Annotated in this window: 4 protein-coding genes; 1 reads left to right on the forward strand and 3 read right to left on the reverse strand. The window is 46.7% G+C overall.

The genetic code is table 11. The annotated features are described in order from the left end of the window. Window positions 1–161: 161 nt before the first annotated feature. From A3766_RS13345 to polA, 3 genes are all read right to left on the reverse strand, one after another. Window positions 162–11,048, reverse strand: a complete 10,887-nt coding sequence (locus tag A3766_RS13345; RefSeq protein ID WP_068642341.1) for a thrombospondin type 3 repeat-containing protein — start codon at window positions 11,046–11,048, stop codon at window positions 162–164. Between the two features lie 249 nt (window positions 11,049–11,297). Continuing rightward, window positions 11,298–12,239: an acyl-CoA dehydrogenase family protein gene (locus A3766_RS13350; RefSeq protein ID WP_068509230.1), complete on the reverse strand. Its 942-nt coding sequence runs from the start codon at window positions 12,237–12,239 to the stop codon at window positions 11,298–11,300. Continuing rightward, window positions 12,239–14,974: a DNA polymerase I gene (gene polA / locus A3766_RS13355; RefSeq protein ID WP_068509228.1), complete on the reverse strand. Its 2,736-nt coding sequence runs from the start codon at window positions 14,972–14,974 to the stop codon at window positions 12,239–12,241. Before polA ends, A3766_RS13350 begins: the two co-directional genes overlap by 1 nt. 152 nt (window positions 14,975–15,126) lie before the next feature. Here polA and A3766_RS13360 point away from each other — a divergent pair, with 152 nt between their 5' ends. Continuing rightward, on the forward strand, window positions 15,127–15,426 hold the full coding sequence (locus A3766_RS13360; protein ID WP_068509226.1) for a DUF2782 domain-containing protein: 300 nt from the start codon (window positions 15,127–15,129) through the stop codon (window positions 15,424–15,426). The last annotated feature ends 143 nt before the right edge of the window (window positions 15,427–15,569 follow it).

Below are 15,569 nucleotides of genomic sequence, written 5' to 3' on the forward strand. Positions count from 1 at the left end.
AAACGAACTATCCATAATAGCTTTAAGGTTTTACAGGTCAATAACACCTAGATGACCATTTAGTTAGAGTCTGGGTAAATGCCTTTAGTAGGCCTATCGTCTGGCCGGAAGGTATAGATACGAAAAAGCCAGGTCGCTGACCTGGCTTTTTTTACTTCATTTTAAGGTAAGGGCTGTTTAAATGCTTTATCCCGGAAGAAGGAACCTAATCCGGTCGATGCATCAACTTGCCACCAGCCAGCGAACCCCCATACTTCTGTTGTTTCTGAGTTATCATCTGCATTTGATGTGTCGTCTGTTACTGATTCAACATAAACATAATCGAGTGAACTATCCGGGCAATCAACAGTTGATGTACCGCCGCCCTCAAAACATATCAAGATTTCATCTGTTGAAGTATCGAGCGACCAGCTTAAACCTGTCTCAGAACCTCCATCCCATACTTCTGAAAATACGCCCCCGCTAGCAAAAATCATTTGCTCACTTAGGTTATGTTCAAAAAAGTAGGTACCCAATAAATCACTCTCAGCCGTCAAATCAACAGGGCTAGGCACTTCTGAGGCTAAGGTAGACTGAGTCACCATTAGCTCGGCACGCGTAGGTCCTTCCATCATACCGTCCTTTTTGACGACAATTTCGGGCCTGAACAAGTCACTAAAATCAGCTAATGCCACGTCATGTACTTCAGATAAACCAGCAATAGTAATTTCAAGATTACCTGAGCTATCTACCAACCAAGTTGTTGCCTCATCACCTGTATCTGTTGTTCCAGCACTTTCGTCATCATGCCTCCAGACGAATCGTCCAGTATTACCTGAGCTGTCAAATACATAATATTCTTCATACTCTGTCGAAGTGCCATCGTCATACCATTCTCTTAAGAGACCAGAACCCAGAACTCCCAGCTCTTGTCCTTGCGTCAGAGTTGCAGAGTCCGAGAAGTCCACTCCATTATTGCTTGCCGCAGCAAATGGATCTGCGCCCACACGCTGAAGTACAAAGGAACCTTCACCATCATCTAGGCTAAGCGCGTCTCCATTTAAAGACATGCTCCAACCGAGACCTGAAGGATGAGATAAACCGCCCTCACCGTCGCTTTGACCCAGCACGGAAACAGAGAAATCTCCTGTTTCCTGATCCCAGGTATAAGTTCCGTGCTCTGCTGAAGTTGGCACTATCACACCAACATCATGCTCTTCTCCGTTGTTGGTATGCATAATGATGTAGCGAGTTTCATCCACAAAAACCAGAATATTCATATTACCCGGCTCAGGTATCTGCCAGGCACCAATTAGTGGGTTCGTATCAGAGTATCCTCGCACAAGCTCATCCGGGCCTATATCATCATCGAACGTTAATACATCGCCATCGATCACCATGGTCATCTCGCCAATGGCATTATCAAGCCCTCCATCACCGTCACTTTCGCCAACTTTATTTGGTTCAAAAACACCGCTTGTTGGGTCCCATGTATATGTGCCATGCTCTGCAGAAGTTGGTAGCACACCATAAACCGGATCGGATTCCGAGTTTGCAGTATGCCCTACGATATAATTCGCATCACCATAAAAGACAACTGCATGGTAGTCACTGCCACCGTTATCAAGTAGCCAAAGGCCGATATTCTCTCCAGCCGGAGCACCGCCCGTTCCGCCACCATTACCCGGTAAGATGACAGCCGCTTTCAGATCCTCAAAAGCTACATTATTGAACATCAGTTCCTTATCACCGGCGCCCTGTAGCTGTACTCCTCCTCGGCGCACAATCGGCCCTGCCGTTTCGGAATTATCAACAAAGATAAACTGGTGACGCTCTTCACTATCCAAATCAACGAGCTTCGCTACCAATTCAGGCACCTCGAAAGAAATAACTTGATGTGAATCGATGGTTGTCGAGCTTATCGCCAGTTCAGCTATATGGAATACATCTGAAGAGTGGTCATAAACTTTCACAAAACCAATCCCTGCATTTTGATCACCGTCCAAACCACTGCCGTCACCTGAAGTCGACTCAAGATAAGCACGAATATGGAATGATCCACCATGATCATAACCATGACCAATATACAGCCCCCGATCAGACACTTCTTGCGTCACTGGCTGAGCAAGTAGCTCTGCCGCGGTCGAAAATACATCAGCAAAAGACGTCGCTGGAATTGGATCATGAATACCATCCTCATCAGGGTCTTCAGCGACAAAGCCTATTGGCACCACATTGTCGCAATCAAGGTTTGAAGCAAACCAAGGTGACCAGTCTGCATCACACTCGAAAATATACGAAGTGTTAACAGCGCTGAGCTCTGCAACAAAGATCTCTGCGCCATCACTAAAGACGGCATCCGCATCGAAAGCTTCATCACCAAAGGCTAAGTGAACTGGCAAACCAGAGACATCAAAGGCGGACAAATCTACATCCGTCGCGACAACATCGTTGGGATCACCATCAAAGCTTGCTGCAACTCTCGCGGTCTCACCAAGCGTTTCTGATCCATCGGCACCGTAACCGACAATGATAAACAGGTCATCAAGTCTTTCAATGCCATTGGCTGTCAGTACCGACATTTCTCCTGCACCGATATCTTCTGAGCTACGATCAACCCACATGCCAGTTTCAGGGTCTAACTCAAATAGCGTCTCAAGCTCACCACTTATTGTTCCGTATTCAAACTCAAGTTGAGTATTGCCCGCAGCATCGTGGTCATAGTCTATTTCAAACCATGTTGCCCCCGTAGAATCAATATCGCTTTCGGTAATGGCAACGGGTGCCGAGCCTGTATAAGTGCCGTTAGAAGAACAGGTTAAGGTTTCACTTTCATTTTGCTCTGAATCCGTAAAACTCCCACCAGCTATACCCGTACCATCATAGTTACCTGATAGTACAAAGCTTCGACCCGGTTCGTTATTAAGCTCTTCTACAGAGAAATCGCCATTAGTATCGATCGTACCAATCGACATCCAGCCGTCTTCGCCGTCACCTCCATTGAGAATAACCTGGTTTCCTTCCTGCTGTACTCGAACCAAAGCAAAACCTGATAACTCATCTTCCGCAACACATTGATCACCAGAGTCATTTAGCATCTCGTTATCTGGGTTAGTTCCGTCAACACTCCAGGCAAGTAGGTACTCACCAGACATATTAGGAACACCCGAGCCATCGCATGTGGTATCAGCTGTATATGGACAAGCATCGGCGTTATCACCGATACCATCGCCATCGGTATCAAACTGCTCTGTCGCATCATCAACAAACGCATCTTCCTGATCGACAATACCATCACCGTCAGCATCTTCGACTGTAGTACCACCAGTCCCACCATTATTCATTGCCATCAAGAAGGATTCAGCTGATAGTTGCCCATCAAAGAACCATTCCGTGTCATCAGAACAAGGTACAGACCCCCAACATACCAGTAGCGCACCATTTTCATCATCGACCCCAAAGGCGTGAATATATTCTGTTTCTGTGCCTCCATTGAGTGATAAAACCAAGTCCCCGGCTTCTATACTCCAGTCACCTGAATAGTGTGATTCTCCGCGCGACAAGGCATTGTCATCTAGCTCAGCACTAAACGAGCCATCAGAATTAAAGGTCATGGACTCCATAATGTAGTAAGGGTCGCCACCATCATCTGGCGCATCGTCGAAGTAAACATTAAAGCGAGTTTGGTCAGAAAGTTCTTCTACCGTAAACATATGACCAGAGGTGTCTCCCCCATCACAGGCATCACCTATTCCATTATGGTCGCTATCTTGCTGATCACTGTTTGCATCAGTCGGACAGTTATCAATATCATCCGGTATACCGTCTGAGTCACTGTCAGTCGCATCTTCACTCACTGCATACAGCATGCTAGCAATGTAGTCATTAGCTTCACCATCATGGAAGAACTTGGTAGAAATATGAGGGAAGCCATCAGACAAGATGCCTAGCTTACGAGAGAATACTCCTGAAGCACTTGTCGCCGTAAAGCGAACAAAGCCAGAATCTATCGACCAGGTAGTCGTGTATTCAGTTCCAGTGTGATGGTCTTCGAAGCTGCCGGTTCCACCGCTATCAAAAGCAACCGTATCTTGCTCGCTGTACCAAACGGTATCGTTCACTTCTTCTGTCGTTAGCAGCTTATCCAGGCCGCCACAGTCCTCGACAGCTTGGTCGTAGTCCGCTTCAACCGCGCCACTTTCGACATCCCCTGTGGTACAGGCTTCTGGGCCGCTAGTTCCCATATCACGCATCCACTGTGCAGGGCCGTCATATTCAATACTGGAATCATTACCTTCATCGATTACCGCACGAATACTCCCATAGTCCACAGACCCGGAAGTCAGCGTATATTCATCCCAGTCATGAGAACCGGTAGCAGTAGTAATTTCCAAGACTAAGGTTTCACCATCGATTAACCAGGTAAACTCTTCTCCCTCTGCAGGACCGTCTTCAAAGAAAACTGTCCCCGTACCATCATCTCGTATTTTGTAGAAAGCCTGGCTCTCAGGCTCGGTGTCACCTTCTGGGAAGGTGATTGCAAAGTGACCAACCACATTCTCAGCTGTGAATACACCGTCTTCAGAACCACTGCCACTACAGGCATCTCCAACACCATCGCCACCCGTATCTGCCTGGTCGGGGTTTGGCACATCGATACAGTTATCTTCACTGTCTACAACTCCATCGTGGTCTGAGTCTGGCTCTGGAGGAATATAGCTAAAGTTACCCTGAACCTCCTCAATCGCCGGACCATTCAAGCCACTATCATAATGGTGCTTACCTGCTTCGCGGAAATGCCCAGTACGAACATAGAGCTGACTGTCGGATGAGTCTTCGATCATTGAAGCAATCACAGCATCAGGCATTTCATCACCAAACTCTTTACCAAGCTCTGTAGGTAAAGCGAAAGAAATCACCAAGTTCGTATCATCACCTAATGGGTCCTCTATCGTCCAACTTGAAGAGTGATCGAGTGCTTCAAGCGACTCGCTATCCCAGTCATAGATATAGAAGCTGACATCACCACTTGTACCCTCATCACCACTTGTGTCGGCACCCGTTAGGTAGGCAAAAACTTCACCTTCATCAGAGTAACCCGCTGGCATACCCTGCCATTTCTCTGTCATTGAAGAGTCTGCTTCATAAATAATGTCACCTAACGAATCGGCTAACACAGGGCTACCCGTACCGTCATCTGTTTCCATTGCATTATGACAAGCCATCGTTGGTGCGGTACCGTCTGCCGGACCATCATCAGGTGCTCCCCCGCAGCGAACTTCATAAACATCCAACTGCGACACAGCATGTATCCCCAAAGCCAAGACCTCACTACCTGCAAAGACTTCTTCAGGCGCTGTTAGGCCTTCTTCACTCCACTCACGAGGGATCAAACCAAACATTGGCTCTTCCGTAACATTCGCAGAGAATGGCGTTACTTGCCAGTTCGCTAAAATGTTATCGCTTGCATCCTTTGCAACCACATTAGCTGTAACACCTGGCGTACCCTCAACCAACATTTTGTCTGATACTTCAACCCAACCATTGGCTCCGAGCATGAAACTTGAGTCTTCCTCAGTTTCCTCTACCCACATCGGTGCACCGGTGCTGGTGTCGTATCGATAACGACGCTCTTCAGTGTCATCAATCACACCATAGAAGAAGTCGAAGACCGGCTGATTGGCTGAGTCCTGATAATGCTCGTCGCCTTCCATCCAAACAAAGCCTACATTAGTTCCGGTTTCACCATCGAAGATAGTACTTGCAGACACTTCATCCATCGGCGTAAAAGTTTCTGTTGCATTGTAGGCACAGGTCGCAACAATCTGGCCGTCTGCACTTGCAAAGGTGAAGCTCTCTTCAACGGTGGCAACAATGACACCTGACTCTGCATCCAACTGACCATCAACATCCAACTCAGTTTGCATGGAACCATGCTCGCCGCTGTACTCATCGCTGAATGAAGCACTAATGCGTCCTGATGGATCGATCATCAACTCACCACCTTCATCATGCCCTTCATCACCAAAGCTAACCCTTAGAACAGAACCTTCTTGTCTCCATAGAGACACTCGAGTCATTTCATCATTTACATCGAAAGGACAAATGCCATCTTCAGTGCCTGACTCATCAGTTTCAGTTTCAGAGTTAACAATGCGTTCATTCAAGTAGAACAAAGCTACTGAAGGCACATCACACGCGTCACCAACACCATTTTCATCGCTATCTGCCTGTCCAACATTACTATCGAGTGGACAGTTATCGACATCGTCAGCAATCGTGTCGCCATCATCATCGGTGTCACAAGCGTTACCCAAGCCATCAGAGTCTGTGTCTTTCTGCTCTTCATTAGCGATTAGCGGGCAGTTATCATCTCCATCGTGACTACCATCGTCGTCACTATCCGCTAACAGTGGGTCCGTACCTTGAGCCGCTTCATTCTCATCGGATACGCCATCGTTATCATCATCTAAGTCACAAGCATTACCCTGACCATCCTGATCAGTATTCTCCTGGTTCGCGTTAACGATTAATGGGCAATTATCGACTAGATTTTCAACGCCATCACCATCAGAGTCCGGATCACACACATCACCAATCTGATCCCCATCTAGATCAAGTTGGTCAGCATTCTCCTTAACCGGGCAGTTATCACTAGCATCTTCAATCGAATCGTTGTCATCATCGTTATCACAGGCATCGCCTTGTGCATCATGATCAGCGTTCTCCTGAACTGGGTTTGCCACCGCAGGGCAGTTATCTACCGTATCTGGAATACCGTCCTGATCTTCATCAGCAGTACAAACATCACCCACTCCATCTTCATTGGCATCAGCTTGATCATCATTCGGAACCGTTGGGCAATTATCCGCATCATCATCAACAGCGTCATTGTCATCGTTCAAATCACAAGCATCACCTTCAGCATCATCATCTGAGTTACGCTGATCAGCATTAGCAATTGCTGGGCAGTTATCGACACCGTCATTGCTACCATCATCATCAGAATCGGCATCTGTAGGTGAAGTACCCTGAGCTTCTTCCATGGTGTTCAATACACCGTCACCATCACTATCAATGTCGCAGGCATCACCTTGGCCATTGCCATCGGCATCTTCCTGGCCTGCATTAGCAATCAGCGGGCAATTATCATCACCATCATTTTCGCCATCGTCATCTGTATCAGCATCAGTCGGGTCGGTGCCTTTTGCATTTTCCTCCGCGTCGCTTAGACCATCATTATCATCATCATGGTCACAAGCATCACCACCATCTGATTCAGAATCAGAGTTTTCCTGATTACTGTTAGCGTCAATTGGACAGTTATCGAAGGCGTCTTCTACACCGTCACCATCATCATCACTATCACAAACATCACCAAACTCATCGCCGTCTGCATTCAGCTGTCCAGGGTTCATATCGACAGGGCAGTTGTCCTGCTCATTGCCTACTCCATCATTGTCGGTATCGGCATCACAAGCATCACCAAATCCATCTTGGTCAGCATTGTTCTGGTCTTCATTTGCAACCGTTGGGCAGTTATCAGATTTGTCACCTAAGCCATCACCATCACTGTCTGATTGCTCATTTGGATCGTTATCGAAGTCATCAGCATCATCTGGCGCACCATCATTGTCATCGTCATGGTCACAAGCATCGCCTTGCGCATCGCCATCAAAATTTTCCTGACCCGCGTTGGCATCATTTGGACAATTATCAATGCCGTTTGCTACGCCATCGTCGTCATCATCACCCTGAGAGTCTTCCTGACGCGTCTCGTCTGTTGGGAAGGCATCATTCTTATCATCAACGCCGTCATCATCTGAGTCGCTGTCCTTAGGATCAGAACCCGCAGCCTCTTCTGCCTGGTCACTCACGCCATCATTATCATCGTCGCCATCACAAGCATCTCCGCGAGCATCGCCATCGAAGTTTTCCTGGCCTGGGTTAGCATCGGCAGGGCAGTTATCTAACTGATCGGCGAAACCATCCTGATCGCTATCAGCTTCACAAGCATTACCTAAGCCATTGCCATCAGTGTCTTCCTGATCCGAGTTAGCGGTCGAAGGACAGTTATCGACACCGTTCTTGATATCATCGCCATCACGATCATCATCACAGGCATCACCAAAGTCATCACCGTCTAGGTTATCGCTCTGGCCATTCCTATTCGGTACTGTTGGGCAATTATCTGCGCTATCTTCGACTGTATCGTTATCATCATCACTATCACAGGCGTCACCTTGGCCGTCACCATCTGAGTCACGCTGATCACTGTTACTATTCACTGGGCAATTATCACGGCCATCACCTACGCCATCTTCATCACCATCGCGGCTAGTCGGTGCAGCGTCGTTTATATCTAGTACACCATCGTTATCATCATCCGTATCGGCTGTATCACCAATACCATCGCCATCGGAGTCACGAGTCTCTAAAGCATTTTGGGGGAATGGGTCTGAGGCATCAGGTGTACCATCACCATCATCATCAGTGTCTGCATTGTTACCTGTGCCATCACCGTCTGTGTCTAATTGCTCAGAAGCAAGTAAAGAGAAGGCATCAGCATCATCTTCTACACCATCATTATCATCATCAGTATCAGTGTTGTTACCAATGCCATCACCATCTGTATCCGTATCTTCATTAGGGTTCAGTGGGAAACGATCTTCAGAGTCTGGCGTACCATCACCATCATCATCGGTATCAGTGATATTTGGCTCACCGTCGCCGTCTGTATCAGTACTTGCCAAGGCATCTAGAGGTGAAGCATCATCACTGTCGGCAACACCGTCACCATCATCGTCATCATCGGTGTTGTTACCAATACCATCACCATCGGTATCGGTGTCTTCACTAGAGTTTAGAGGGAAGGCATCTTCGGAATCAGGTGTACCGTCTCCATCATCATCGCTGTCTGCATTGTCACCGGTACCATCGCCATCGGTATCGACAATTTCATTCGGGTCAGTCGGGAAATCATCCAGATCATCGGCAACACCATCATTATCGTCATCAGTATCTTCTGAGTTACCTACACCGTCATTGTCAGTATCTTCTGTTTCTGTTTCATCTGAAGGGAAGGCGTCAAGATCATTGTTAACGCCATCACCATCGCGATCCAGGTCACAAGGATCACCGCGACCATCATCATCCAGGTCACTCTGTACAGGGTTGTAATGAACTGGGCAATTATCTATCGCATTATCAATACCGTCTTGGTCTGAATCGAACTGTACCGTTGGGTCAGTTGGACCTTGGTCGACGTTATCGAGCACGCCATCACCATCGGTATCACGCTCTAGCGGGTTGGTGCCATCTTGCTCTTCCTGAAGATCAGGTACGGAATCACCATCGTCGTCTTCATCTGTATTATTACCAATACCATCACCATCGGTATCAACACTTTCAAATGGGTTACGTGGGAACTTATCCTCATCGTTCGGCACCTGGTCACCGTCGATATCAGTATCAGCATTATCGCCTGTGCCATCGCCATCTTGGTCTTTTTGTTCTGTAGGGTCTGTTGGGAAGGCATCTTCAGTATCGATCACACCATCATTATCATCATCAGGGTCATCATTTCTGCCACCAGAATCAGCCATGCCATCGCCATCGGTATCAACAAAATCGATACCTGGAATGCTGGCATTGGTATCATCAGGGTCCTGATTGGCAGACCAGTTATCGTTATCCTTATCAGACTTATTCTGACGTTCAGAATCTAAAGGAAAGTCATCGGCAATATCTTCAGTACCATCGCCGTCATCATCAGTATCGGCATTGTTACCGATTCCATCTTCATCTGTATCGGTTTGTTCGCTTGCGTCTAGAGGGAAGTCATCGTCTTCATCTTTAACGCCGTCGTTATCGTCGTCGTTGTCGGCATTGTTACCTGTGCCATCACCATCGGTGTCAGTTGTCTCACTCGCATCTTCAGGAAAAGCGTCCTGATCATTTGGAACGCCATCATCATCCAGGTCTGGGTCAGTTTCAGCGGGCTTGAGTACAACTTCTTCTTCAGTATTTATTTCAGTATTAACGCCTTCATTACCCAGGTCTTCTTTTTCATCGTTAATCACTTGTTTCATTTCACCAACTGTACGACCTTGAGGGTCGTTCGGAATCGGTAAGGAAGCAGGGTCTTGCTCTAAAAGTTGAAGTGCGGCACTAGCTGTATCTTCAGCAGCATCATCTTCAGCACCGCCAAAAATATCACTCGATTCTGAGCCACCTTCTTCATTGTCGACTTTACCGTCGATCTGGCCATCGGCTAAATCTTGTGTGAGTGCACTTAATACAGCATTAGGGTCTTCAGTACCAACAGCCTCGTCTATCTGGTTCACAACAGCCGTTACCGCTTCTACCGCAGCACGATAAGCCGCAGCATCTTCTTGCTCTGCACCCGTATCAGTTGTTTCGTCAATTAATGGAGGCGTATCAAAAATATCAATATCCTGGGACATACCAAAGCCCATGGTCGACTTCACCTGAGCCGCGGCTATTGGAAGCGCGCTCACTAGTTCAGCCGGTGTTGCAGTGCCGTCACCTAAACCCGGGTCAGTAATTTCATCGCCATCACGGTCAGCCCAAGGGCCGGTATCGACATCGGCATTACGAATCGCCAAGTCAACCGCCATGGTTGTAAGAGGTGTGCCATAGATTTGCTCGCCATTATCAAGAAGTGCTTGGGTAATAACGGTTCGCATTTCGGAAATAACGGGTGCCTGCCCCGTTAGAATATCAGTCGTATTTTCGTCTGATGTAAACTCCAGAATATAAGGAGGCTCAATTGGTGTTGGCAGCACCAGGTCAATAATCTGTGCTTGTTCATTAGTTGAGCCCGGTTGACCTACTATTGCACCTTTAAAGTCTTCTGCTGTGGTATCAACCGTATAGACAGTAACAATTGCATTAACTAGAGGCCCTTTAATACCACCGCCTGTCAGACTAACCGCCTCCGGCTCATCACTGCCCCCAGATCCCCCTCCACTACTGCCCCCATTACAAGCGGCTAAACTTAAGCAACAAAGCGTTAGTAAGAGTTTATTCAGATCGGAAAGGCGCATGATGTTTCCTCATTTCTATGAGCTATTGACGCTACCTTCCGCCCGGAAAATAGCGTTAATTTTTATTATTCAGACCTTTTAAGATAGTAAAGATTTTTGTGTGCGCCAGCTCACAAAACGTTCAAAGTGGGTATTTTTTAGACTTAGGAGAAAATAATTTTTGAGGGCAGATTCAAGTTATTGATACAAGTTCTTTTATTTCAATAATCTACTGATAAAGGAAGCTCATGAAAGGCACATAAAATATTTTTAGCTCAGGATATCTTCCCAAGCTTTTCGAGTTCTCGTTTCAAGGGCCTTACCCGCCACTTTCAAAAGGCGGCTATCACGCTGCCAATTTTGGTATTTTTGAGGATTACTCTGTTCGAACAAAGTATTCGTTGCAGCGATTAGTTCATTCAGCTGTGAGCGACAAGCAGACAAGGCAATATGTGCCGCAGAAGAATCTAGTTGCATGGCATTCACTTCTCGCAGTGACAGTATTAGCGCGATATGTTTTTCAATTGCGCCTTGCCCCCAATCTGAAGCAATGGCTTCGGCCATACGGTTAGCGGCAATCGCGGCACACACATGCAAGTCTTCATAAGTGCGAAAGGCCTTTACATATTGAAGGTAGCCATCCCCCTGCAAGATATAACTTTCCTTGATAGCGACTCGGTCAAGAATGACTTTTCCGTGGCTGATTTCAGGCACAAAACCGAGAGACGGCATCTCCTGAATCGCAATTCCTTCAAGCTGCGTATTTAAGGCGATAACTTTAATCAGAGGGCGGCCCGACAAATCAAGGCCATCTCCTCTACGCTCATCTCGGCAAGCAACGTAAATCATGCCGGCATCTTCGGCTCCCGAAACGAAAGACTTCTCTCCTGAGAGATAGAGCTGCGCCTTTTCTGTATAAAGCCGGGCATTAATAGCACGAGGGTGATTTCCTCCTGCTTCCGTCACACACACCGAAGCCAGTAGGGCTTCCTCCAAACCAAAAAGCGCTTCGATAGCAGACTGGTATGCACCTGCAAAAGCAAAACCGACACTGGCACTCATTCTGCCTGCTAGTATCGCCCGATCAATCGAGTTGGAAAAGCTGCCTGTAGCTTGTTTGAAATGAGCAAACCATTCTGACATCGGCATCGCCTGCCAAAGCTTTGTATCGTTCTTAAGCAACGATTCAAGTATGCGTTGGGAGTCACTCATTAATGCGCCTGATCCCAATTGTCACCTACTTCAGCCTCAACAATAAGCGGAACATCAAGATCTGCGGCAGACATCATATTTTCAATCAGTAAAGCTTTGACACCTTCAACCTGGCCCTCAGCGACTTCAACCACCAATTCATCATGCACCTGCATAATCATTTTTGCGTCAAGACCAGCACCTTCAAGTGCGGCATCGACCTTTATCATCGCCTTTTTGATAATATCTGCCGCCGTACCTTGCATTGGTGCATTAATCGCCGTCCGCTCTGCTGCTTGCTGAAGCATTTTATTTCGAGCATTTATCTCAGGAAGATATAAACGACGACCAAAAACGGTTTCGACATAACCATCATCATGTGCTTGAGCCCGGATTCTATCCATGTACTCAAGTACACCTGGGTAACGTTCGAAATAACGATCAATATATTGCGCTGCTTCTTTTCGAGATACATTGATTTGCTTCGCCAAACCAAATGCCGACATACCGTAAATCAAACCAAAGTTAATGGCTTTGGCTTTGCGGCGCTGATCAGCACTCACCTCTTCAACAGAAACATCGAAGACTTCTGCAGCAGTCGCACGGTGTACGTCTTCTCCTTGAGCAAATGCCTCCAACAAGCCCTTATCTTGAGACAAGTGCGCCATAATTCTCAGTTCTATTTGCGAATAGTCGGCTGCGATAAGCTTATAACCGTCGGGTGCAACAAAAGCCTGACGAATCTTTCGACCTTCGGTGCTTCGAATCGGAATATTCTGCAAGTTCGGATCACTAGAAGATAAACGCCCTGTCGCGGTGACAGCCTGATGATAAGAAGTATGAATTCTCCCTGTTCCCGGATTAATCAACTGCGGAAGTTTATCGGTATAAGTCGACTTGAGTTTTGCCAGACTACGGTGCTCAAGAATTAACTTAGGCAGCGGGTAGTCAAGTGCTAATTCCTGTAAGACCGGCTCGGCGGTTGAAGGTTGACCCTTGGGCGTCTTCTTGATGATCGGCAACCCTAGTTTCTCAAAGAATATCGCTTGCAACTGTTTTGGTGAACTTAAGTTGAACTCTTCACCCGCCAAGTCATAAGCTTCACGCTCTAGCTCAACAATTCGTTCGGCTAATTCCTGACTCTGCTGCCCTAGAATATGAGCGTCAACCACCGCACCTGTGCGTTCTATTTTTGACAGAATCGACAACAGAGGCTTATCTATTTCATGATAAACCTTCGCCAGCCCTTCAATCTTTTCTAATTGCGGATAGATTGCATGGTGAAGCGCCAAAGTAATCTCGGCATCTTCTGCGGCATAAGGCCCGGCTTGCTCTAGAGCTATTTGGTTGAAGGTAAGCTGTTTGGCTCCCTTCCCGGCGATATCTTCAAAGTGGATGGTTTTTCTGCCCAAGTACTTCTCGGCCAGAGTATCCATGTCGTGACGACTTCCCGTGGAGTTCAGCACATAAGATTCAATCATCGTATCGTGCGCAATACCTTGAAGCTCAATACCATGATTGGCCAATACACTTTTATCGTATTTCAGGTTTTGGCCAACTTTAAGCTGCTCACTACTCTCCAGAAGTGGCTTTAGTTGATCAAGTACCCAATCTTTATCTAACTGCTCGGGCGCATCCAAGTAATCATGACAAAAAGGCACATAAGCTGCTTCCTCTGCATTACAGGCGAAGGAAACACCTACCACCTCGGCTTCCATATAGTTGAGGCTGGTGGTCTCGGTATCAAAAGCAAATAAGTCCGCCGACTTAAGTTTGTTAAACCAAAGCGCAAACGCATCTTTGTCAAGAATAGTCTGGTAGTCGCAATTATGCTCAACTACCGGCTCTTCTGCTTGTTCCGCATCATCTCCCGCACTGTTCAAGGCTCTTTCTTGGGCAGTGACCCAAGACCGGAATTCATACTCGCTAAATAGTGCTAACAATCGTCGGTGGTCAGTTTCTTTGTGGCTGATATCCTCTAGCGCTTCCGGCAAATCTATTTCAGTTTTGATCGTTGCCAACTCATAAGACATCGGTAGAAACGATAAGCTATCACGCAGGTTCTCGCCAACTTTACCTTTCACCTCATCGGCACTATCAATAACACCCTGCATGCTACCATAAGCCGTTAACCACTTTACCGCCGTCTTCGGGCCACACTTCGGCACGCCGGGAATATTATCAACCGAATCGCCAACCAAAGCTAAGTAGTCAATGATCTGATCAGGGCGAACGCCGAACTTATCTTCGACGCCTTGAATATCCATTTTGGTATCGGTCATGGTATTGATCAGCGTCACATGCTCTGTCACTAACTGAGCCATATCCTTATCGCCAGTTGAGATCACCACATCGATCTTCTTTTGCGTTGCCTGATGCGCCAAGGCACCAATCACATCATCCGCTTCGACATCAGGAATGATGAGTAAAGGCAAACCCATTGCTTCAATGATCTCGTGAATCGGCGCGATCTGAGAACGTAAATCATCAGGCATCGGTGGACGATTCGCTTTATAGTCAGGGTAAATTTCATGACGAAAGTTCTTACCTTTAGCGTCAAAAACCACAATTACTTTAGAGCCTGGATAGTCGGTTTCCAGCCTTCTAAGCATGCTGATCACACCTTTAATTGCTCCGGTTGGCTGGCCTTTAGAATTAACTAAAGGAGGTAAACCATGAAAAGCCCGGAATAAATAAGATGATCCATCCACCAAAACGGTAGGAAGTGTTTGAGATTGCTCGGTATTTGTTGTCATAAATTGCGTATCTATAATTGTTTAGATGCTGGTAAGAGCTGGGTTTTGAAATTAAAAGTCCGGTGAGTAATCACTGGCACAGTGGTATAGTAAGAAAAAACGACAATACAGAACAGATATTTTTATTCGTCAACGCTCATACAGGAGTTCATATGCGAAAGATATTACGCCCAACTTTATTAGTAACTCTACTCGCAACTCAAGCCAGCATGTTCGCTATAACATCCGCACATGCAGAGGAATCTATTCAGCCTGCTGAGCCTGAGATCGTTATTCGCAATGAGGATAACAAAACTTTTTACGAATATCGTGTGAATGGCGTTCTAAAAGAAATTAAAGTCGTTCCAAAGATTGGCCCTACTTATTATTTAGTGCCTCAGGATGGCAATGCCTGGATCCGCGAAGATCGCTCACAAGTCCTTGTGCCTAGCTGGGTATTGTTCGAGTGGTAGCACTTCCCTCTTAACGTCCTCCTTGCCAAGCCCAACAATTTATTTGCGTTAATACCTTTGCTTAGTATGAATATTCTAATTTATCAGCGTATCGTTGGTGGTGAATTAAGAATTTGTGGAAATTAAATCCACAGCGCTGAGAT

Source organism: Oleiphilus sp. HI0132 (assembly GCF_001635845.1).

Bases quoted from the DNA above. Each gene is read 5' to 3' on its own strand.
- A3766_RS13345 (WP_068642341.1), bottom strand. From the start codon at position 11,048: ATGCGCCTTTCCGATCTGAATAAACTCTTACTAACGCTTTGTTGCTTA.
- A3766_RS13350 (WP_068509230.1), bottom strand. From the start codon at position 12,239: ATGAGTGACTCCCAACGCATACTTGAATCGTTGCTTAAGAACGATACA.
- polA (WP_068509228.1), bottom strand. From the start codon at position 14,974: ATGACAACAAATACCGAGCAATCTCAAACACTTCCTACCGTTTTGGTG.
- A3766_RS13360 (WP_068509226.1), top strand. From the start codon at position 15,127: ATGCGAAAGATATTACGCCCAACTTTATTAGTAACTCTACTCGCAACT.